The following is a 22,480-nucleotide window of genomic DNA, read 5'->3' on the forward strand; positions in this document are numbered from 1 at the left end:
ATGAATTCGAAGAGGTGATGTTATGAACGAAAAAGCTTTGCTATCTTATTTAACACATACAAATGATTTTATTTGGACTTATATTGTCATTGCTCTGTTACTCGGAGTAGGGATTTACTTTACGTATAAATCACGCTTCCTCCAAATCAGAATGATGAAAGAAATGGTACTTGTTCTGAAAGAAGGAAGAAAAGAAAAAGAAGGCATTTCACCGTTCCAAGCATTCGCCATCAGTATGGCGGCACGTGTAGGAACAGGGAACATTACAGGAATTGCCATCGCTATTGCTGTCGGCGGACCTGGAGCTATTTTTTGGATGTGGGTCGTAGCCGTTATTGGTTCTGCTTCAAGTTTTGTTGAAAGCACACTGGCTCAGGTGTATAAAGTGAAAGATAAAACAGGGTTCCGCGGCGGACCTGCGTATTATATGGAAAAAGGGTTAAACAAGCGATGGATGGGCGTGTTATTCGCTATCCTCATCACCATTTCTTTTGGGATTGTCTTTAACTCGGTTCAATCTAATACGATTACTGTTGCTTTTAAAAGTTCCTTTGGTCTAGACCGTTTAACTGTTGGAATCATAATGGCTGTTATTTTTGCCGCCATTATCTTTAAAGGTATTCAAGCGATTGCAAAAGCATCTGAATATATTGTTGTTGTGCTTGCTGTTGCATACATCGGTATCGCATTATTTGTGATTGTCACAAATATCACTGAACTGCCTGGCGTCATCAGTACGATTGTGAATCATGCTTTCGGTTTTGAACAGTTCGCCGGAGGTACACTAGGCGGAGCATTATTACAAGGGATTAAACGCGGTCTCTTCTCAAACGAAGCCGGTATGGGTAGTGCACCTAACGCAGCAGCAACTGCTGTCACAAGCCACCCTGTTAAACAAGGCTTAATTCAAGCATTCGGCGTGTTAACAGATACGTTAATTATTTGTACGAGCACAGCATTTCTTGTTCTGTTTTCTGATGCGTATAAAACAACAAAATTGCAAGGGATTGAGCTCACACAGGCTTCATTAAGTCAGCATATTGGACCATGGGCTTCTGGATTCCTTGCAGTTATGATTTTCCTCTTTGCTTTTAGTACTTTAATTGGTAACTACTACTATGGAGAAACGAACATTGAGTTCCTTGGAGCGAACAAAATTTGGCTTAACATATATCGCGTCGCTGTCATAGGGATGGTTCTGTTTGGTTCCATCGCAAAGGTCGATCTTGTTTGGGGACTGGCTGACATATTCATGGGTCTCATGGTCATCGTCAACCTCATTGCCATCACCATGCTGTCTAAGGTCGCCTTTGCAGCACTGAAGGATTATATGAGACAGAAAAAAGCAGGCGAAGATCCTGTCTTCTATAAAAATGCCGTACCGAACAATGAGAAAATCGAATGCTGGGACGATGAACCCGTTACGTTGAAAAAGAATCAAATCAGTTAACTAAAAAAAGCTCTGGTCCTTTGATCAGAGCTTTTTGCTTGATTTGAGAAATTCGAGTATGAGCTTGTTCACGACATTTGGTTTCTCATGATTAATCCAATGTGAGGCATCATCGACAAAAATCAGCTGTCCATTTGGGCAAATCTTGATCGTTTCCTTTGCCAGCTTTCTGCTTAGAAACTTGTCCTCCATTCCCCAAATCATGCGGACAGGAACTAAAATTCGTTTGGAAATCGGCTTTTCAAAACCGCCTTTTTTAATAGCCCGATACCAATTCAGCATAGACGTAATCGCTCCAGGCTGCGTCCATGCCAGCTTATAGCTTGAGACATCTTCCTTCGTGAACAAATGGGGTCTAGCCGTCAATCCAATGGCTTCATCCAGCCTTTGAAAGTGATTTTCTTGAAGCGCCGCCTCCGGTACATTCGGAAGCTGAAAGAATGCAATATAGGAGCTCTTTTTCCACTGCGGCGGATAAAACGGGAGAACCTTCATCATTACACGCGGATGCGGCATATTGACGATGATTAATTTCTCGACATATTGAGATCGGGTTGAAGCCAAATGCCAAGCAACAGCTCCGCCCCAATCATGTCCGCCGACAATGGCCTTTTGATTTGGACTCAGCGCCTTAATCACCCCCACAATATCATCTCTCAATTGATCTAAGACGTATGATTCGACTCCTTCTGGTTTGTCACTAAGATGGTACCCCCTTTGATCAGGAACGATGACGCGATAGCCTGCCTCTGCTAAGGGCATGATTTGATTTTTCCAGCCGTACCAAAACTCTGGAAACCCATGCAGCAGAACAAGAAGCGGGCCATCTACAGGGCCTGCCATTGCTATATGGAGCTTGATACCATTTGTTTGGATATATTGAAATTCAACTTTCTCCATTGATTTTCCACCCTTCCCCATGTCGTATGATTCTTCCAACATAGCATATTTTCCATTTTTCAGAAAATAAAAACACTCCCCAAAAAAACCCTCACAGATGTGAAGGTCTTTGTTTATTTTATATAATTCAGCACCCATATCAGACCATTCTTCCGGTCTTGTACTTGTCCGTGAAGTGCACCAAAGAATGTATCCTGTAATTCCACCAGCACATCTCCGTCCGCTTCAAGCGCCTCATATACAGCCTTTAACTCTTCTTCATTGTCAAACTGCATGATCAACCTCAAATTCTCTGGCTTTGGCGTGCGCCCAAACGTATCTGAAAAATGGAGCAGTGATTCTCCAAGGTGCAATTCAGCATGTAATATACGGTCTTGATGTTCATTTAAGATATGAATCTCTCCGCCAAAAATCCCTTGATAATATTGAAGAGATTCCTTCACATCTTCTACGACAATATAAGGACTAACGCTGATCATATCCCTCATCCTCCTCTTATTCCGTACAGTATCTCTTATATAGTTTATCCCAAATCGTAAGAAAAAAGGCACAAATCGTCAACGGATTTGCACCTTTTTCTTATGAAGATTTCGCTAACTCACTGTGTTTATTAGAATACGCTGCGTACATGACGACACCGATGAACAGCCAAACCCCAAAGTACAGCCATGTCCGGCCCGGTAAATTGAGCATAAGAAACACACAGCAGCCCATTGAAATGATCGGCAAGACCGGCACAAAAGGAACCCGGAATCCCCTTTCAAGCTGCTTATGCGTCTTTCTCAAGATGAGAACAGATAAGCTCACCATCGCAAACGTTAATAATGCACCGATATTGGCTAGGTTGGACAGGTTCTTCAAATCAATAAAGCCTGAAATAACAGCTGTCATTCCGCCAATCATCCATATGCTTGCAACAGGTGTATCACGCTTGTTTGTTTTTGAAAACAGCTTAGGCAAGAGCCCGTCTCGACCCATCGCATAAGCAATTCGAGTGGCCGCATAATTATTGGCGAAAATCACAGCCATCAATCCAATGACGGCACCGACAGAAATAATACCAGCCACACTATTTTGATGCACACTTTGCAGCACATAGGACATGGCCTCTGTCACATTCAGCTTCGTATAGTGCACCATGCCTGTCATGACCAAACAAACGACAATATAGATGACCGTACAAATAAGCAATGAACCAATGATACCAATTGGGAGGTTCCGCTGTGGATTTTTCACCTCTTCTGCAGAAGCCGAAATGGCATCAAACCCTAAAAAGGCAAAAAACACAGCAGCTGCACCGGCAATAATCCCTTCCGTACCAAACGGCATGAACGGCTGCCAATTGGCTGGCTCTACATAAAAACCACCTACTACAATGAAAAGAACGATAATACCAAGTTTCACAAACACCATGATATTATTGAATGTTTTACTTTCCTTCGTTCCTCTAGATAAGATCCACGCAATCAGTAAAGCAATGATAATCGCTGGCAAATTCATATATCCGCCTTGTTCTGGTCCCGCTAAAAATTGATGTGGAATCGAGATTCCAAATCCCTCCAGCAGGCTGTTAAAATAACTGGACCAGCCGCTAGCTACAGCCGAAGCCGTCAGCATATAAACAGATAATAATGTCCAGCCCATAAGATGGCCCACGAGCTCACCCATCGTTGTATATGAATAAATGTAAGCACTGCCGAACACAGGCAGCGCTGAAGCCATTTCTGCATAACAAAGTGCTGCTAAACTGCACACAATCGCTGCGATCGCAAAGGAGAAAATGACAGCCGGTCCTGCATCCTTAGCTGCTGTAATTCCGGTCAACACCATGACCCCCGTCCCGATCACAGCCCCTATACCAAGGAGCGTGAGATCGAGCCCGCCCAGTGTTTTCTTTACCTTTTGCTGTCTACTCTGTTCTAACAAATCGTGAATGTGTTTCTTACGAAGAATATGTCGCAAACCCTTTCCCTCCAAAACGTTAGAAAAACAAAAAATCATTCAAATTTCATTATAGCAGAATAGATACTACGCATTCACAACCAATTCACGTAAATCTTTCTTCATGATTTTACCAAGCTTATTTTTTGGCAGTTTCTGCGCGAAATGAATGGACGGAACTTTGTAATCTGCCAAACGTTCTTGGCAATAGTGCACAACATCTTCTTCGCAGAAATCAATGGATTCGTCCTTCACAATATACGCACTTGGCACTTCACCATATACATCATCTGGTACACCAATCACAGCTGATTCAATGACACCTGGAATTTGTTCAATGACTTCCTCTACTTGGTCAGGATAAATATTATCCCCGCCGTACACAATCACATCCTTGTATCTGCCTGTGATATATAGAAAACCGTCTTCATCTAGATAACCTGCATCCCCCATATGGAACCAGCCATCTTTGAGCACCTTCTCAGTCGCTTCAGGCTGCTGATAATAGCCTAGAAAGTAAAATGGGCTTCTCATAACGACTTCGCCAATTTCTCCAGCCGGCAGTGTTTCCTTTGTCTCAGGATGCACGATTTTCACTTCTACGTCCGCATCAACTTTACCGGCAGACCCCATTTTATCTTCGCCCATTGCAGGGTACCATGCACTGACAATCCATGCTTCGGTACTTCCGTAGCCATGCATCATTTGAATGCCCGCCTCGTTGTAATCCTTGATCAAACGTACTGGCACCTTCGTACCGCCAGAAATCGCAATTTCAAAGGACGAAAGATCATATGACCTACGTTTCATCTCTTCCAGCATATACGTATAAGCTGATGGGAAGGCCATCATAAACGTAATTCGTTCCTTTTCAATCGTTTCTAAAATACGCTTTGGTGTTGCATCATGCAAAAAGACAAGCGTATACCCTTCAATTGCCGCTGCGATAAGATGGTTGATTGAGCTCATATGATATAGAGGGTGACTCGCCAAATAACGTTTTCCTCTTAGGTCAAATCCTCGATTCCCGTGTCTTGTTAAAAATTGATAGAGTCGTCCATGTCCGACCATACAGCCTTTCGGATTGCCTGTCGTACCAGAGGTAAACAAAATCATCGCTAGATCCTCTTCTGACACCTCATCAGCAAGATCACTTCCATCGTTTGAAGCCAATATGTCTTCAAATAGTTGCGTTGTTTTTGCATTCACACCGGACTCCACCACCAAGCAATCCTCTAAAGACACATTCACAGCGGCAATGATGTCACGGAATTCACGGTCAAAAAATAAAGCCTTTGGCTCTGCTTTTTTCAAGATACCTTCTAGCTCAAAAGAGGTAAGCTGCCAGCTAAGCGGCACTGCGACTGCACCTGCTTTGATGGCTGCCAGCATAATCGTAGAAAAGTGGTGATGGTTTTGACAAATAAAGCAAACACGGTCACCTTTTCGAATTCCTTTACGATGTAAGTAATGCGCCAGCTGATCAATGCGTTTTGCATATTCTTCAAATGTATAAGACACACCCCCGCCAGTTATCGCTTCAATGTGTGAAGAGCGTTCCATTCTGTCGTTTAGTAATGCCTGTAAAGTATTCAATATCTTCATCTCCAAACGTTTGATTTCCAATAGCCAATTTCCATAGAATTGGATTGGAAGATTTTATCTCATTCACATTCTAAAATAAAAAAAGACGAAAGTAAAATCATTTCATTTTAGAATTATTATTTTTGTTAATTGATAATATAGGTAATTTTATATTCGACTTCCATTTTGGTTTAAATGATGGTGATTATTATGATAAGATAGACCTAGTAACTGATCGGAAAATGCGAATGCAATAGGAAAAGAGGTATGGAGAATGCAACATTTCGAGCTAGAGGCCAGTTTGTTAGACCATGCACTGACAAAGTATTTAAAGGCGACGAAACGAATAGATGAAAAGAACATTCCGAAAAACGTCACGAATATCAAAGGGTTTATTTTACGCATCATCTACCGCCATCAATCATGTACTGTGAAAAATATTCTGCAGGAAGTTTCATTATCTCCCTCTGCAACAACAACCGCTCTCAACCACTTAGAAGATGAAGGGCTGATTATCCGCTCTAGAAATAACAATGACCGCCGTACGGTGTGGATTACACTCTCTGAATCAGGTGAACAAATAGCCAAACAAATGATCGACAATCGCCAGCTACTTGTCAATCAACTGTTCAACCATTTATCAGAAGAAGATAAAAAAACATTTTTTGAATTAATTGAAAAAATGATGGACGATCGCACATTAAAGGCTTAGGAATGCTCCTAAGCCTTAGATTGTTGACAAAGGGCTAAAATGATCTTTATTTTAGCCCTTTGTCTTCTTTTCAGCGTGACATGAAAACCTTTGCAGTCTAGGAAGGACGAGTACCGGCGCGGAGCGAATTCAAGATTCGTGAGCACCGGCACGCAGGACTGACGTCTACACGCTGAGGCTTAGGAATGCTCCTAAGCCTTTCTTTTTATGGCTTTAAGGTGACCTTTATACAATCATCCTGTTTCTCGTTGAATATGTCATACGCATGAGCGGCATTATCTGACAGCTCTCACACGCATCTCCACCTTTCACTCAAGTCAACTTTTATATAGCTTCACCTTGAATGGATGGATCATGCATATGATCAGGATGATCTGTCACAGAAGGAAAAACGAAAAAGCCCGCCGATCCATTCGGCAGGCTTTTGATGACAGCTATGTAACGTGTGATACAACTATTCTGTTTCTACAAAATACACATCATACTGAGCGAATGTCTCCCGATCGATCATCAGGTTCTGTTCCTGTATAAAATAAGGACACATACTTGGATTTTGTGCTTCTTGAAACTGTTCATACACCTGATCAATATCCCCAGGGAGCAGCAACATCAAAAATTTATTTGAATGAGACACTAATTCATACGAGTGAACGGTATTCGGAGGAATATAGGCAAAATCACCCGGCATCAGGCAAATATCCTCTCCGTTTAACTGAAGATTCATTCTGCCTTCAACACAATAAATTGCTTCTGTATGAACTTGATGATAATGCGGCCGGAAACCTTTTCCCTCTGTCCCTTCAATCACAAAATGACTGAATCTGCCTCCTGTTGTTTCTGTTGTCGCAATCAGCTCATGAAGCTGACCTTCGACAATGTATTGCTTCCCTTCACCAGCCTCTAATACATAGGGCTGCACTGCGCGAGGGAGCTGACTATGAAACAAAACGGCTGGCTTGGTTGTATTAGACAGCTCTCTCATGCCATGCATCAGCATGAGATCGTTCTCTTTTTCAGCCTGCTGAAAGGCGTCTGCATCAAATGCATAATCGGTCATCGGCCATTCATTCTGCAAACCCCGCTTGCCAATTTGCTGATAGACATCTGTCATTTGTCCGCCCAATGTATATGAAATAAACCTTGTTTTGTGACTATGCATTCTGTAGCCATGGATTGTTTTGGGCGGAATATGAATATAATCGAAGGCGGTCACCATATATTTTTTACCGTCAAGCATCACTTCAAGCTTACCTTCCAGCACAAAAACGGTTTCAAACAATGCCTCGTGACAATGCAAGGGAAAGTAAGCACCTTTACCGCCTGTGATTAAGGCAAGCTCAAACAGTTGATTCGTTTGATTTGCTTCTGCCAGCACATGCACAAGCTGATTTCCCAGCCCATACAGCTCCCCTGAACCAGACACGGTATAAAAAAAGGTACCTTCGGATTGCTTGATCGATTGTGGTTGCTCCGACATCCCATCACTCCTCATGACTAATTGACTATCTTTATTATATAGACCAATTGATATAATAGATAGACAATATGCGAGAGATTTTACTCTGCTCGCATAAATAAGTGTCTAAGGTAGCATTTTACGTGCTCTAAAGGTGTCGTTTGTTTGAGTGCAGTGGTCATCGATAAACCACCAATGACCATTGAATGAAGAAGGGATGCCAGTTCATCCGCCTTTGCTTCTTCATATCCGCTATTCATCAATTTTTCTTTGACAAGCTCTTGCCAGCGGATCATTTCTTGTTTGCATGCAGCATGAAGCTGTGTATGCTCAGGCTTTGACTCAGCTGCCAGCAAGACAATCGGAATGCCTCTTTCGTTTTCTTTCTCCTCAAATCCCTTGATGATGTTGGTCATAAAGCGATCGATGGCGATATATGGGTCATCTGAATAGGCAAAGCTTTCTTCAATTTGATTGATGACCTTTTGACTAATATATTCAACGGCTGCGATGGCTAGCTCTTCTTTTCCTTTTGGAAAGTAATAATAAAGAGATCCTTTCGGCGTGCCGCTCTCTCTAATGATTTGATTCAACCCTGTCGCATGATACCCCTGTTTACGTAAAAGAAGTGCGGCCGTTTGAATGATTTTGTCTTTCGTACTCACGTATGACACTCCTTTCCTCCATAGGCCAACGGCGATTTCACCGTATTATTGATTCAGTAATTGATGAGTGCCTTTCCATATTGAGGATGATTCCATCTCTGACGCCAGTCTGAGCAGCCAGTCCTCTTTTCCTTTTGGAGCTGTCACCTGAACCCCTAAAGGCATGCCTGCCTCTGTGAGATGAACTGGAACACTCATAGATGGCTGTCCGGTGAGGTTGGCAAGCTGTGTAAATGGGGTGTAGGTCAAACTCTTTAGGAACATCTCATAAATCAAGTCCTGCTGTGCTTGCATTGAAAGCTCTGACACACGTAACAGTGCGGCTATTTCCTGATCGGTATGCATAAGCTCACCAACCTTTGGAGCTGAATAGGCAGTAGCTGGTGTCACATAAAGATCGTAGGTTTGATGAAATGCGGCCATTTGTGCAGCAGCCATATCCCATGCATCAAGACTTTCTGTATAAGCGGCAGCCGTCACATTCTTTCCAGCCTCCGCCAGCACCCATGCCACAATGTCTGTTTCCTCCGGCTTCACAGAACGCCCTAATGAGCGAGCTAATGAGGTAAATAATGCAGACATTTCTCCGCTGTTCATGATGTAATATTGCTGCATCAGATGGACACCATCAATGTTCGGCTTCATTTCCTCTAGTTGATGCCCTTGTTCACTCAGCCATTTCACTGTTTTTAAGACCGCCTGCTTCGCTTCCTCACTGACCTGCGTACCAACTGGAGAGTCTACACTGTAAGCAATTCGCATAGAAGATGTGCGTTTCACAAGGTCCTCCTGATAGCTGCCGTCATATAACGGGGTTTGGAAAGCAGCTTCTGGCTGAATAACCTGAAGCAGATCAAGAAGTGCTGCACTGTCTCGAACGGTCTTTGTGAGCGTAAAGTCAATGGAAGCTCCTTGCCACTGTCTACCTGCACCCGGACCTACTGGCGTTCTCCCCCGTGTTGGCTTGAGTCCAAACAAACCAGTAAACGATGCCGGGATACGAATGGACCCGCCGCCATCACTCGCTCCCCCCGCAGGTACGATCCCACTTGCCACAGCTGCAGCCGTCCCGCCGCTTGAACCGCCCGGAGAATACGCAGCATCCCACGGGTTTCTCGTTGGACCATACAAGGCGGGTTCAGTCACATTTCTCAAACCGAATTCTGGTGTGTTGGTATGACCGATCATGAGAAATCCCGCCTGCTTCAATCGATGAACAAAATGGGAATCCGTTTTCGCCCTAGCCTCCTTTAACACTGCAGCACCTGCTGTCAGCGGTTCATTGGCCAGCCCTTGCGATATATTTTTCAGCACAAATGGCACACCTGCAAATGGCTGATGCTGCTGTAATGGCTGGATGTCTTTTAACACTTGATCCTGTCTCGTCCGAATCACCGTATTTAGCGCTGGATTGACTTCTTCTAATCTAGCAAATGCAGCTTGTACAAGTTCTTCGGGTGCGACCTCTTTTTTCCGTACAAGTGCTGCAAGTCCCGTCGCATCATACGTCATATACTCTTTTACGTTCATCGGCATTGTCCTTCTTTCTCTTATTATGTCTCTCTATTGTCTACTAGAATTCTATGAATTTCAATTTCGACATACTTGTCAAAAAACTTTCTGTCCAGACTATAATTCTTCTAACGATCTATCTCATTTCTCCGATATAATAGAGGAAAACAGACGGAGGTCATCTCGTATGCAAGGAGCCATTGCCTTGAAAAAGAATATATTCGTGGTCATCGCGTTTCTTCTTGCTTTGACAACTGCTTTGCCCCTCCATTCGCAGGCAGCTGCACCGCCAAAAGAAACAGATGTCATCATCGTCTATAAAAATCAAAAAGGAAAACAAACTGCGATTCAAGAAAGTGAAAAAGTGAACGCTCAGTACATACACCTTCCAGCTGTAGCGGTGACAGCAAATGAACAAGCTGTCACCTCACTTAAAAAAGACCCAAACATCGCTTATGTCTCAAAAAATGTGAAGGTCAAACTCGCTTCTTCTACCGTGAAAAAAACCGCTGCTGCCATTGGTCAGGATGTGTTGGTACAAAAATCTTACAACCTGCAAAAGCTCAATATTAAGCAAGCGATCAAAGAAGGCGTGACAGGGAAAAATGTCAAAGTAGCCGTCCTCGATACTGGAATTTTCCCACATGAAGATTTAAAGATCGCCGGCGGTAAATCATTCGTCGATTACACGTCCTCATATAAAGATGATGAAGGACATGGCACTCATGTCGCCGGCACGATTGGGGCACTCAATAATGATTATGGTACAGTCGGTGTCGCTTCTGATGTGAAGCTGTATGCGGTGAAAGTGTTAGATAAAAAAGGAGAAGGCGACCTATACAGCCTGCTACGAGGCATTGATTGGGCGATTAGCAATAAGATGGACATCATCAACCTTAGCTTAGGCTTTGAAGATAATATCCCCATCTTGCATTCAGCAGTTGATGAAGCATATAAAAAAGGACTACTGGTGGTCGCTGCCAGCGGAAATGATGGGAAGAAAAATGCGATTAGCTACCCTGCCGCTTACAGTAGCGTCATTGCCGTTTCCGCAACAACTGACAAAGACAAACTCGCGTCGATTTCCAATACAGGAAAAGAAATTGAATTTTCCGCCCCTGGCGAGAACGTCATCAGCACCTATTTAAAAAATGAATATTGGTATGCAACGGGTACATCACAAGCTGTACCGCATGTCACAGGGATGCTTGCGCTGTTAAAACAGCTGCATCCGAAGAAAACAAATGTACAGCTTCGCACCTTATTACGCAGCTATACAGTGGATCTTGGCGCGAAAGGGAAAGATTCACAATTCGGCTATGGCCGCGTGCAATATGTTCCCCAATCAACCTTTTTAAAAGCTGCGACCAGTGCGGTCAAGACTGCTGAAACATCTAAAAAACAGGCAGATGTCGATCAAGCCAAAACGAGAATCGGCCGACTCACTGCAAGCAAACAAAAAACAGCACTCACAGAACGGGTGAAAAAAGTCCAAGCAAACATTGATATCCGTTCCGCCCGTGCAAAGGTCAAAACAGCTGAAAAAAACAAAACGCAGAGCTCCATTAAAAGCGCCCAAACGGCCATTAACAAGCTAAACAAAGGCAAAGAAAAAACAAGCCTGCAAAACCGACTCGACAAAGTCAAAAAACAAGTCGCTTATCAAAAGAAAGTGACAGATGCCAAACAAAAAGTAAAAAAAGCTGAAGCCAAACGAACAAAGAAAACAAAAGCAACAGCTCAAAGTGCAGTCAAACAACTCAAAGCATCTAAAACGAAAACCGATTTACAAAAACGGTTAAATCGTATCAAGGTCTGACAAAAAAACGATTCCTCGCTTAAAGGAATCGTTTTTTTATTTTAGAATCGGTTCAAACAAAGTGTGATGGTATCTTCCTTCGGCATCTGATCTCAATCGACCTAGTATACGCTCTAATGAACCGATGACATCACTTAGTGCTTGATGGACCGAACCATTTTCAAAAGAAGCTAAACTCTCCGGCAATTCCTCTTCATCCAAAACAAAGACATCACCATTTGGGAGAACGAGAAGGTCAATCATCAAATCGTTAAAAATGACCATCTGATCTTTGAACTGCGTATTTCTGACGATATTCAAATAGGAGCCAAGTTCATTGCCTTGATCATCTCTCCAAAAATATACATTGTAAGGCCGGTCCGTCCAATAATAGGCGGTCGTATAGCTCCCTTTTGGGATCGTGACAGCACCATCACCAGCAATCATTGTAAACGGGTCTTGAATTTTATGAAACAAGACGACTTGCTGCTCCTGTGCGTCTAACAGCTGACAAGTATGTTCCACAACCTCATCATCGTATTTGATTTTTCTCTCGATTACGTCATCCCAAGAATCTGCATGTAGCCGAAACAATGTGTCACAACCCCTTCAGCATCTACTTCTTATTCCAGTATACACTGATTTCCTTTGAAGAAATAAAGGTTAACTGCTGCTGTTGATGGAAGACATATGCTGAGGTGAAAATAAATGAACGGGATCACAATCATCGAAACCGTAGCAAAGCTTGGACAAATCATGTTGGTTTTTTGCGGCTATGCCCTTTACTGGCGGCTTGTGAAAACGAAAAGAGAAAGAAAGCTGACCGTTTATGAACATGTGTTGAAATTTTTTGTCATGTTTGGTTTAATCTCATGGTGCTTATCGTATATGGTACTGAACGTATGGGTGTCATGAGAAAAAGGAAGAGCCTCGTCCATGCAGGACATGCTCTTCCTTTTCTTATACGGCGTATTATGAGCCAGCCGGCTGTTCTTTTTTGATCACATACTGATAGCTCTTTACATGCGTTCCATTTTGATTCACAAATTCCTTATCAAGTGCCCGCTCAAAGCCCATTCTTTCATATAAACGAATGGCGGCCTGCATTTTATCCGATGTATGAAGGTACAGGACGTTCTCGCCCCACGATTGCGTGATTTCAATACTTTTACGTAACAATGACTCCGCGATTCCTTTTCCTCTCACATCAGGATCTACCCCTAAAAACCGGACAATTGCGGAAGTAATGCCCATTTCAGGCTTGTCATACGCTTGTTCAGATGACCGAAACATTTGAAGGGTTCCCACAACCTTCCCCTCAAGCTCCGCCACAAGCATAAGCTTCATGTTTGGGTTATCCACAGCCGCTCGCAGTGCCGCAGAATAATTTTGCCAGCCTTCCTCTGTAAATTGAGGCTCATACTGTGCGTATGATTTGATTAATACGTGTCTAATCGCCTCATGATCTTCTCTCACTGCTTCACGTATGATCAGCTCTTGCTGCTCCATAACAGCACCTCCTATTGTCTATTGAAGGATATACGTATCATGCAATCACTGCATGCCGATGATCTTGTTTTCAATCTCTACTCATTCAATGTAAAGAGTCTCAATCGAAAGATCAATCATTTTGCACGAAATCCGATTTGGACATTTTTCATTGAAAAGAAACGACGTATTCATTATGCTGATTTGAGGACATATACGAGGAGGGTCATTATATGAATACTTTATCTTATCCCCAAGAATCGAAAAAAAATCGGTTCCTCCTTGCCGCGCTGCTTGGCTCTTTAACAGCCCTTGCACCGCTGGCAATGGATATGTATTTACCTGCTTTACCTAATATCGCGCGGGATTTTGAAGCCAGCACGGCGCTGTCTCAGTTAAGTCTCATGGCTTGTTTGATTGGACTGGCGCTTGGGCAGCTGATTGCCGGCCCAATCAGTGATACGGTCGGCAGAAGAAAGCCGCTGATGATCGGATTAATCATTTTTATTGCGGCCTCTCTTTTATGTACAGTGGTCACATCCATTTGGACATTCATTCTTTTAAGACTGATTCAAGGGCTCGCTGGTTCAGCTGGCATTGTCATCGCAAGAGCCATCGTGCGAGATCATTATGAAGGATCAGAGATGACGAAGTTCTTTGCTCTGCTCATGTTAGTCAACGGGGTTGCCCCGGCAGCCGCACCTATCGTGGGCGGACAAATTTTACGATTCACAACATGGCAGGGTGTGTTTGTTCTACTAGGAATCCTTGGGGCATTGATGCTCCTAAGATCAATGTTTTCACTGAAAGAAAGCTTACCTGTGGAACGCAGACAAACTGGAGGCTTTCAACAGATTATCGGTGCGATGAAAATTCTAGCGAGTGATCGACTCTTTGTTGGCTATGCTCTCTCACAAGGTCTTGTCTTCGCCGCCATGTTTGCGTATATCTCTGGATCACCGTTTGTACTGCAGGAGATTTTCAACCTTTCTCCTCAAGGCTTCAGCGCTGCCTTTGCAATCAATAGTCTTGGGATTATCACAGCTGGACAAGTATTTGCTCGAGTCGCTGCGAAAATTGGTGAGGAGAAAGTCCTTCGCATTGGATTACTGACAGCTGCTTTAGGGGGCGTCACCTTGTTTTTGATGATCTCTATTGATGCAGGGATGTATGGCATTCTCATCCCATTGTTTTTTGTGGTGTCAAGCGTTGGGATTGTCGGTACTTCTGCTCCCTCCCTTGCCATGCAGCATCATGGTGCGCATGCTGGAAGTGCGGCCGCCCTCATCGGTGTAGCGCAAATGCTTTTAGGCGCATGCATGACACCTCTTGTCGGACTCGCCGGAAGCCAGACTGCCTTTCCAATGGGGCTGATTATTATGCTCTGTGATGTTGGCGCACTTTGCTGTTATATCTTCTTTGTAGCCCGAGCGAAAAAAAGACCCGCATAAGCGGGTTCAGATTGTAGAGAAACTCATGTTTTTCTACAATCTTTTTTATTTTCAGCGTAAGTATGATGGATAAGATTGAATGAAAAAGGCCTCCCACACACCTAGCCTAACTTCGCTAGGTGTGTGGCAATCTTCTTCATGTTCTGACAGGCAGCTGTGAGAAGCACTTGCTCACTCACATTTTGTTTTCCCCTCAACCGGCAGTAGCGAAGCCCATGCAGTTGTTTTGAATCTGCAAAGCTTCGCTCTATTTTTTCTTTTCTTTTTTTGTATAGCTCTTTTCCAGCGGGAGACAGACGATTTTGTCTGACCTTTTCTTTATGTTCCTCCCACACATGTCTTGAGATGACCTTTTGATGATTTTTAGATCTTGTACAGTTTTCAAGAAAAGGACACGAAGCACATTTTTTGGGATCTGATTTGTAGAACCTATAGCCTTTTCGATCAGTTGTGGTATATGAAAGCTTTTCACCATTCGGGCATATGTAGTGATCGTGTTCAGAGTCATACTGAAATTTCCACTTCTCAAATAATCCTCTTGTTGGATGAAAGCGTCTATGTGCGATAACACCAAAAATACGTCGATCGGATAAACCTTTACAGATTGGGGTTGTCAAATAACCAGAATCAAGGGCAACAGCTTCTACTTGAAAACCAAATCGTGCGATTTGGTGATCCAGTCGTTCAAGATATGGTACAGAATCGTGGACATTACCTGGTGTGACATGAGCATCAGTGATGATATTGTACTTCATATCTGTTGTACGGTGGTCTAGGTAGAAAAAGCCTTCTGGCTTGTTTTCACGATAAAGATAGCCACTTTCAGGATCAGTCTTACTTTGACGAATGTCTTTTTCCGTTTTCACCTCCTCTTTTACCTTTAAGGGCTTTTTTCCGTGTGCCATCCGATCTTCTTGGATCGCTTCTTCTAAATCATTTATATAGTTCTGGGTATCTTGTTCAATCGTTTTTCTCGTATATTTATGTTTATTGGCATTGGCTTTAAGATGAGTTGAATCAGTAAAAAGAACGCGGCCTCCTACCATATCATGATTGATAGCTTGAAGCACGATCTCGTCGAAAATGTCTTGAAAAATCGTTGTATCTTTGAATCGAGTACGACGATTCCAGCTAATGGTCGAGTGATGAGGAACGGGGTCATTGATGTTCAAACCTAAAAACCATCTATACGCCATGTTATAGTAAATTTCTTTTTCAAGTTGTCTTTCAGAACGGATACCGTACAGGTATCCGATAAACATCATTTTGAACAAAATAAGTGGATCAAGAGAAGGGCGACCTTTATTCTCGCTATAATACGGTCTTACTTTATCTACGATAAATGAAAAATCAATGTACTGATCAATTTTACGAAGCAGGTGATCCTCTTCGACCAGTTGATCTAGTAATACAAATTCGGCTTCGTGCTGAGAAGAATTTCTAGTGTGGAACATGAGAAAAACACCTTCCTTTAGTGGGCTTTTCTCTATTATAAAATGAGGGGATGGAAACTTTAAGGAAAAAATTAAAGCTGTCGAGATTTTCTCGACAGCCTGGACCCGCATAAGCGGGTTTTTTTGGCTTCGTGATGGCAAGCTACCAATTAATGGTGCGGAAAACGTTGGACTGATCGTTTGTATGATATGCATCTAAGTCAAAGCCTGATAAACCAAAACCAAGAGCGGCTACAAAACCACCTACAATGGTGAAAATGATGCCCCATGTGATGCATTTTTTCTTTAAGTCATTCACCTTCATATTCTCACGACCTTCTTTCTAAACATCCCCATAAATGCCTTACTGGTTTGGACCGTCATGTGCGTGAATAGCTTTGTTAAATACACTGTGGCAATACCGCATAATAACCCTACACCTAAAAGAAGAATACCAAGCCCAAACTGCGTCACCGCCACATGCAAACCGTCCTGATAGATAAACGGAGTACCAATGATGCTCCAACATCCTCCAAGCAGGCCAGACAGCGTCAATGCACCCGTCACAAGGGGAATGCACCAAATCACCATGTACACAGAAAGAATAAGCAGGATCACTGCAGCTAGAATACTTCCCCATAAAGGAAAGCCTAAAATGAGGATCGAGAACCTCGTCGCCTTTTCTCCAAATGTAGGCACTTCTACGGTTTTCATTCCTTGTTCCTTCATAATGCCTTCAGCAATGATTGCAGGCTGCCCTACTTGATGAACCGCTTCCTGTTCACTGTACCCATCTTCCTGATAATCCTCGATCATTTCATCGTAATATTCGATAAACCGCTCACTTTCTTTTTCGCCCAGACGATGCAGATGCTTCTCTAAGCTGCTTAGGAACTCTTTTTTATTCATTGCTCTGTCCTCCAGAAATAAAGTCGTAAATCGCCATCACCTGGTCCCATTCATCTAAAAATTGCGCGATATGCTCCCGTCCGCTTTTTGTCATCCGGTAGTATTTTCTTAACCGGCTGTTATGTTCTTGTGAATAGGTCTCCACATAATTGTTTTGTTCTAACCGCTTTAATATCGGATATAATGTCGACTCGGACATCTCAATACAATGAGATATATCTTTAATGATTTGATAACCATAGGAATCGCCTTTCTTTAATACCGCCAGTACACAAAACTCCAATAAGCCTTTTTTTAGTTGTGCATTCATGTTTACAACTCCTAACCATTTATACTATACATTACATAGTATGATGTGACAAGAGGTATCTTTCCCAACTTCTCACACGCAACATACCTATAAAGTTTCATGCAGGAAGTATCTCTTTTTTCAAGGCTTCACCTGATCAAGATAAATCTAGCGTGTGTCTATTGTAGACAACAAACATAAACAAGAACGAATATTAATAAATTAGGAAAAAACCAATTTATTCTCTTTATTTTAAAGGGATATGTTGAATTGCATGGAATTAAAAAGTGAATTCAACATGGCTTATCCTTATTTTAATCATACTAAGTTTTACGAAAACTCAACTCGAAAAAAAGTGATGAGAACGGCTGGAAGTGGAAAATTCTTTTCAACTCAACCAATACCGGCTAGTTGTAGACCTTAAAAAAGAGGAGTGATGATCTTGAATAGAGCGTTGAGCAATTACCTCACGTTAGTTATTACATTAACTTTATGTTATACCGTGTATTTGTTCATCTTCAAACAACCTTTTACCATTACACCCATCATCCTGTTTGTGGTGGGAGCGGCCATTGCTGAGTGTATACGCTTTTTCGTTCTGAAAAGTAACGAGAAGAAAGAGGATACCCTAAAAAAATAGTCACTTAAACATAAGATCACTCGACATATGAAAAGACACCCCCACTTTATAGTGGATGTGTCTTTTTTTACTTTTTATATATTCACAAATCCTTCTCCAAACACATCCCGCACGTCATGGACAACAACGAATGCATCTCGATCAATTTTCTTAATAATTTTCTTTAGACGCATAAGCTCTTGTTTTTGAATGACTGCATAAAGAATTTCCTTTGATTCCTTTGAATAATGACCGCGTCCATTTAAGATCGTCACGCCTCGGTCAAGGGTGTGGTTGATTTCTTCCGCAATATCATCTTTACATGAAGAAATAATCGTGACCGCCTTTTTCGTATTGAGCCCTTCTATGACGAAATCCATCACCTTAGTCGCCACATACAGCATCACAATCGTAAACATTAATTTTTCCGCACCAATAATAAAATAGGAAGCAAAGACAACGATTAGATCAAAGAACAAGATGGCATAGCTCACGTTCCAGTCTAAATATTTGTTGGCCATTCGCCCAAGAATAGCGGAACCCGCCGTTGTTCCGCCTACTCTTAATACAAGACCAATTCCAATTCCGATAATGATTCCCGCGAAAATAGCACCAATGATCAATTCATGTACATGTACCACCCATGTAGTGGTCAAGTGTAAAAATAGGGAGTTACTTGCGACAGCTACCACTGTGTAGATCGTGGTCTTCTTGTCCAAGTATTTATACCCCACAAGTAATAAGATCGCATTCAACACAAGGTTCGTCAGCCACGGTGCAATCTCAAACAAATAATAAAAAATGATGGACAGCCCTGTTACACCGCCTTCACCAAATTCAAGCGGAATGACAAACATGTTTACTGCTGCAGCGAATAAAAAAGAACCGACTAGAATCATCGCAATATCTTTCACACATTTTTTCAATTTCTTCTTTCCTCCTTTTTTAAGCATATAAAAAACCCTCTTTCTGCACGAAAGAAGACAGTCGTTGGACAACATAAAATCAAAAGACGGCGCCTTTTGATGAAGCTTTCTGAAATGAACCTTTCCATAATATATATCTCTTTTTAGAGGCTGTCAATGACTTGTTGTTCTATTATTTTGACTGTATGTTTATGCATTGAAATCCGCATGTTTTCAGGGTTTTTACGCCCTCCTATGCTTTTTCCTCTCCTTGACAAAAACACTTTAGTCATTTAAACTACTGCCTCATATCATATCCATTATTTCCGATCTAAAAAGGAGGCTGTTCAATTCATATGAACCCTATTCAAAGCCGATTACAGGCTCACGCACCTTTAATTTTAGACGGTGCACTTGCAACGGAGCTTGAACGAAAGGGCTGTGATTTAAACGACAGTTTATGGTCAGCCAAAATCCTCATTGAACAGCCAGAATTGATTCAGCAAGTACACTTGGACTACTTCCAAGCAGGTGCTGACTGTGCCACAACAGCCAGCTACCAAACGACGATTGATGGCTTCGCTGAAAAAGGCTATACAAAAGAAGAAGCCATTGCATTAATGAAACGATCTGTCACTTTAGCGAAAGAAGCATGCGAACTGTTTTGGCAGGATGAAACACGTCGTGAGGGGCGCACAAAACCATTTGTCGCTGGATCAGTAGGACCATTCGGCGCTTATTTATCTGATGGTTCAGAATATAAGGGAAATTACAGGCTGTCAGAGCAGGCACTCATTGATTTTCACAGACCAAGAATTCAGGCATTAGTAGAGGCTGGTGCAGATATTCTCGCATGTGAAACCATTCCTTGCCTGATTGAAGCAACGGCTATCGCAAAGCTACTTCAGGATGAATTCAGCGGTGTATATGCATGGATCACGTTTAGCGCAAAGGATGATCTGCACATTAGTGAGGGAGATTTGCTGAAAGACTGTGTACAAGCACTTGAGCCATATGAGCAGATCGCTGCTGTTGGCGTAAACTGTACACCGCCTCAATTTATTTCTTCTCTCATTCAAGAGATGAAAAAAGGGACGAGCAAACCAATTGTGGTGTATCCGAACTCAGGGGAATTATATGACCCTAAAGAAAAGGTATGGAGCGGAGATACGTCCCACCGTACGTTTGGAGAATGTGCGCATCAGTGGTACAAAGACGGCGCACAAATCATCGGCGGCTGCTGCCGGACGACACCAGAAGATATTACGGACATCTTAAAACAGGCAACATCGTAGCACCATGAATCAACACACATACTTCTAAGCAAAAGGGCGGGAAGACATGGAACAAGCAAAAGATCAGTCACAACAATATCAACGAAAAATGACGAGCCGGCACCTATTCATGCTTTCTTTAGGGGGCGTGATTGGTACAGGACTCTTTTTAAGCTCAGGATACACCATTCATCAGGCCGGACCTGCGGGAACGATTCTGGCTTATCTTGTTGGGGCATTAATTGTGTATCTTGTGATGCTCTGTTTAGGTGAACTGTCTGTCGCAATGCCGGTTACCGGGGCGTTTCATACGTATGCAACAAAATACATTGGGCCTGGTACGGGGTATACAGTCGCTTGGCTTTACTGGCTGACATGGACAGTGGCACTTGGTTCTGAATTTACAGCAGCTGGACTTTTAATGCAGCGCTGGTTCCCAGACACATCGGTTTGGATGTGGAGTGGTGTTTTTGCGCTTCTCATCTTTTTACTCAATGCATTTACAGTCAAGTTCTTTGCAGAATCCGAATTTTGGTTTTCTAGCATTAAAGTCATGGCCATTATTCTCTTTATTATCCTTGGCGGAGCTGCGATGTTTGGCTTGATACCATTAAAAGGCGGTGAGGCCGCTCCGTTCTTTTCTAACTTCACTGGAGATGGCGGACTTTTCCCAAACGGCTTTTTACCGATCTTCATGACGATGCTCGCCGTCAATTTTGCTTTTTCCGGTACGGAGTTGATCGGGATTGCTGCGGGTGAAAGCGTCAATCCAGATGAGACCATTCCTCGGGCGATTCGGACGACGGTGCTGCGCCTTGTTCTGTTTTTCGTCGGAACGATCGTGGTCTTAGCTGGCTTAATTCCTGTAGAAGAAGCAGGGGTGATCAAAAGTCCATTTGTCGTGGTATTTGACCGCATCGGTATTCCTTATGCGGCGGATTTCATGAATTTTGTCATTCTGACGGCGATCTTATCTGCCGCAAACTCAGGACTATACGCCTCATCCCGCATGCTCTGGTCACTTTCTGAGGAACGGACACTTCCAAAGAAACTAGCGAAATTGACACCAAAGGGAATTCCTTTGAATGCACTTATTTTAAGTATGATCGGCGGTATCCTCTCTTTGCTATCAAGTGTGATCGCACCAGAAACGGTGTATCTTGTCCTTGTTTCCATCTCTGGACTCGCCGTTGTTGTGGTGTGGATGGGGATTGCTGCTTCCCAGTTCATGTTTCGCAAAAGATTTTTACAGGAAGGCGGACAGCTTCATGATTTATCTTTCCGAACCCCGCTCTATCCAGTGGTTCCGATTGCTGCCTTCCTCCTGTGCCTTGCATCTGTGATCGGCATTGCCTTTGATCCAAATCAGCGGATTGCCCTCATCTGCGGCATTCCTTTCATCGCGCTTTGCTATGCTGCATATTACGTGACGGCTTGGATTCGCAAACAACGAGAAGAATCTGGTGTATAACACCAGGTTTTTTGTTTTGCTGCAAAAGGGTTTTGCAACAAAAAAACGACAAGGCTTCAGCCAAGTCGTCTCTCCCAGTATATTAGTTACGCAATGTATACGCCAAATGGTATACACTTGTCACATTTGAAGATAGCGTGATGTCGTTTGAAGTGAAAGTCACTGGAACGATATCGTAGTAATGTGTAGACCAGCCTGCATTATTATATGTACGGTAGCCTGCACCAGAAGGAACTTGAATCGTCAGTGAAAATTGTCCATTCTCATCCGTTGTGCCTGTCGCTGTTTGAGCCAATGATTTGATTGCTGCTTCAAAATAAAGCTGGATTGGCTGATTGGCCATGAGGTTTCCGTTCGTATCTTTTAGTGTTCCTTTAAAAGTAGCCGGATAATATGAACCCACTCGATATTTACTGCCAGAACCGTAATTGACCATACCACCGTCTGCTGCTGTGACACCTGTTACTTGAACGGATGCTGGTACTGCTTCTGTTTCCTCTGCATGTGCAAAGGTTGGGAAGACGAGAAGTAATGATAGAAAGAAAGCAAACATGATTTTTTTCATTGATAAATCCTCCTTTTTTTTCCTACTTTCTTACTATCGACAGTAATTGGTATTTTTC

At 42.8% G+C, this 22,480-nt stretch carries 22 protein-coding genes; 7 read left to right on the forward strand and 15 right to left on the reverse strand.

The features are described from left to right. The first annotated feature begins 22 nt into the window (after positions 1-22). Positions 23-1,450 (forward strand): alanine/glycine:cation symporter family protein, encoded by a 1,428-nt coding sequence (locus tag GPA07_RS18025; RefSeq protein WP_157293098.1) that lies wholly within the window; start codon positions 23-25, stop codon positions 1,448-1,450. Between the two features lie 24 nt (positions 1,451-1,474). Here GPA07_RS18025 and GPA07_RS18030 read toward each other — a convergent pair whose 3' ends face one another. The 4 genes from GPA07_RS18030 to GPA07_RS18045 form a co-directional block, all read right to left on the reverse strand. Beyond that, positions 1,475-2,350 (reverse strand): alpha/beta fold hydrolase, encoded by an 876-nt coding sequence (locus tag GPA07_RS18030; protein WP_157293099.1) that lies wholly within the window; start codon positions 2,348-2,350, stop codon positions 1,475-1,477. 113 nt (positions 2,351-2,463) lie between these two features. Beyond that, positions 2,464-2,829 carry a VOC family protein gene (locus GPA07_RS18035; protein WP_008358234.1) on the reverse strand — a complete coding sequence of 122 codons (366 nt, stop codon included), beginning with the start codon at positions 2,827-2,829 and terminating at the stop codon, positions 2,464-2,466. A 100-nt stretch (positions 2,830-2,929) separates the two neighbouring features. Further along, positions 2,930-4,312 (reverse strand): amino acid permease, encoded by a 1,383-nt coding sequence (locus GPA07_RS18040; RefSeq protein WP_071168163.1) that lies wholly within the window; start codon positions 4,310-4,312, stop codon positions 2,930-2,932. A 66-nt stretch (positions 4,313-4,378) separates the two neighbouring features. Further along, positions 4,379-5,887, reverse strand: a complete 1,509-nt coding sequence (locus tag GPA07_RS18045) for a class I adenylate-forming enzyme family protein (RefSeq protein ID WP_157293100.1) — start codon at positions 5,885-5,887, stop codon at positions 4,379-4,381. A gap of 262 nt (positions 5,888-6,149) precedes the next feature. Between GPA07_RS18045 and GPA07_RS18050 the strand changes: the two genes are divergently transcribed. Then, positions 6,150-6,587, forward strand: coding sequence for a MarR family winged helix-turn-helix transcriptional regulator (locus GPA07_RS18050; RefSeq protein WP_008358231.1), 438 nt, complete (start codon positions 6,150-6,152; stop codon positions 6,585-6,587). A 454-nt stretch (positions 6,588-7,041) separates the two neighbouring features. On the opposite strand, the gene GPA07_RS18055 is transcribed toward GPA07_RS18050, so the two are convergent. The 3 genes from GPA07_RS18055 to GPA07_RS18065 all read right to left on the reverse strand — a co-directional run bounded on the left by GPA07_RS18055 (position 7,042) and on the right by GPA07_RS18065 (position 10,238). Then, complete coding sequence (locus GPA07_RS18055; RefSeq protein WP_008358230.1) at positions 7,042-8,064, reverse strand: quercetin 2,3-dioxygenase; 1,023 nt, start codon at positions 8,062-8,064, stop codon at positions 7,042-7,044. An 80-nt stretch (positions 8,065-8,144) separates the two neighbouring features. Next, complete coding sequence (locus GPA07_RS18060) at positions 8,145-8,708, reverse strand: TetR/AcrR family transcriptional regulator (protein ID WP_157293101.1); 564 nt, start codon at positions 8,706-8,708, stop codon at positions 8,145-8,147. Between the two features lie 45 nt (positions 8,709-8,753). Further along, the gene (locus GPA07_RS18065) at positions 8,754-10,238 is read right to left on the reverse strand and encodes an amidase (protein WP_198303830.1); all 1,485 of its coding nucleotides are present in this window, start codon (positions 10,236-10,238) and stop codon (positions 8,754-8,756) included. Between the two features lie 169 nt (positions 10,239-10,407). On the opposite strand from GPA07_RS18065, the gene GPA07_RS18070 reads away from it, so the two are divergent. Beyond that, the gene (locus GPA07_RS18070) at positions 10,408-12,039 is read left to right on the forward strand and encodes a S8 family peptidase (protein ID WP_157293103.1); all 1,632 of its coding nucleotides are present in this window, start codon (positions 10,408-10,410) and stop codon (positions 12,037-12,039) included. A gap of 36 nt (positions 12,040-12,075) precedes the next feature. Here the strand turns inward: GPA07_RS18070 and GPA07_RS18075 are convergent, their stop codons facing one another. Then, complete coding sequence (locus GPA07_RS18075; protein WP_008358226.1) at positions 12,076-12,612, reverse strand: ribonuclease FAU-1 family protein; 537 nt, start codon at positions 12,610-12,612, stop codon at positions 12,076-12,078. A gap of 114 nt (positions 12,613-12,726) precedes the next feature. Here GPA07_RS18075 and GPA07_RS18080 point away from each other — a divergent pair, with 114 nt between their 5' ends. Continuing rightward, a complete protein-coding gene (locus GPA07_RS18080; protein WP_157293104.1) occupies positions 12,727-12,933 on the forward strand; it encodes a hypothetical protein in 207 nt (68 codons plus the stop codon). 57 nt (positions 12,934-12,990) lie between these two features. On the opposite strand, the gene GPA07_RS18085 is transcribed toward GPA07_RS18080, so the two are convergent. Beyond that, positions 12,991-13,527: a GNAT family N-acetyltransferase gene (locus GPA07_RS18085; protein ID WP_157293105.1), complete on the reverse strand. Its 537-nt coding sequence runs from the start codon at positions 13,525-13,527 to the stop codon at positions 12,991-12,993. A gap of 212 nt (positions 13,528-13,739) precedes the next feature. Here GPA07_RS18085 and GPA07_RS18090 point away from each other — a divergent pair, with 212 nt between their 5' ends. Further along, positions 13,740-14,957: a multidrug effflux MFS transporter gene (locus tag GPA07_RS18090; protein WP_071168167.1), complete on the forward strand. Its 1,218-nt coding sequence runs from the start codon at positions 13,740-13,742 to the stop codon at positions 14,955-14,957. A gap of 101 nt (positions 14,958-15,058) precedes the next feature. On the opposite strand, the gene GPA07_RS18095 is transcribed toward GPA07_RS18090, so the two are convergent. From GPA07_RS18095 to GPA07_RS18110, 5 genes are all read right to left on the reverse strand, one after another. Next, a complete protein-coding gene (locus tag GPA07_RS18095; RefSeq protein WP_157292061.1) occupies positions 15,059-16,411 on the reverse strand; it encodes an IS1182 family transposase in 1,353 nt (450 codons plus the stop codon). A gap of 142 nt (positions 16,412-16,553) precedes the next feature. Beyond that, complete coding sequence (locus GPA07_RS18700) at positions 16,554-16,715, reverse strand: hypothetical protein (protein WP_008358222.1); 162 nt, start codon at positions 16,713-16,715, stop codon at positions 16,554-16,556. Then, complete coding sequence (locus GPA07_RS18100) at positions 16,712-17,299, reverse strand: DUF1700 domain-containing protein (protein ID WP_008358221.1); 588 nt, start codon at positions 17,297-17,299, stop codon at positions 16,712-16,714. The genes GPA07_RS18700 and GPA07_RS18100 overlap by 4 nt, the downstream gene beginning before the upstream one ends. Continuing rightward, on the reverse strand, positions 17,292-17,609 hold the full coding sequence (locus tag GPA07_RS18105) for a PadR family transcriptional regulator (protein WP_157293106.1): 318 nt from the start codon (positions 17,607-17,609) through the stop codon (positions 17,292-17,294). Before GPA07_RS18105 ends, GPA07_RS18100 begins: the two co-directional genes overlap by 8 nt. Before the next feature lie 693 nt (positions 17,610-18,302). Then, positions 18,303-19,133 carry a YitT family protein gene (locus GPA07_RS18110; RefSeq protein ID WP_008358218.1) on the reverse strand — a complete coding sequence of 277 codons (831 nt, stop codon included), beginning with the start codon at positions 19,131-19,133 and terminating at the stop codon, positions 18,303-18,305. Between the two features lie 335 nt (positions 19,134-19,468). Between GPA07_RS18110 and mmuM the strand changes: the two genes are divergently transcribed. Further along, complete coding sequence (mmuM, locus tag GPA07_RS18115; protein WP_008358217.1) at positions 19,469-20,407, forward strand: homocysteine S-methyltransferase; 939 nt, start codon at positions 19,469-19,471, stop codon at positions 20,405-20,407. Between the two features lie 46 nt (positions 20,408-20,453). After that, the gene (gene mmuP / locus GPA07_RS18120; protein ID WP_008358216.1) at positions 20,454-21,857 is read left to right on the forward strand and encodes an S-methylmethionine permease; all 1,404 of its coding nucleotides are present in this window, start codon (positions 20,454-20,456) and stop codon (positions 21,855-21,857) included. Between the two features lie 82 nt (positions 21,858-21,939). Here mmuP and GPA07_RS18125 read toward each other — a convergent pair whose 3' ends face one another. Continuing rightward, positions 21,940-22,422, reverse strand: a complete 483-nt coding sequence (locus tag GPA07_RS18125; RefSeq protein WP_008358215.1) for an Ig-like domain-containing protein — start codon at positions 22,420-22,422, stop codon at positions 21,940-21,942. Positions 22,423-22,480 lie beyond the last annotated feature (58 nt).

The sequence above is a fragment of the Bacillus sp. ms-22 genome (genome assembly GCF_009759805.1).
Lineage (GTDB): Bacteria > Bacillota > Bacilli > Bacillales > Bacillaceae > Bacillus > Bacillus xiamenensis.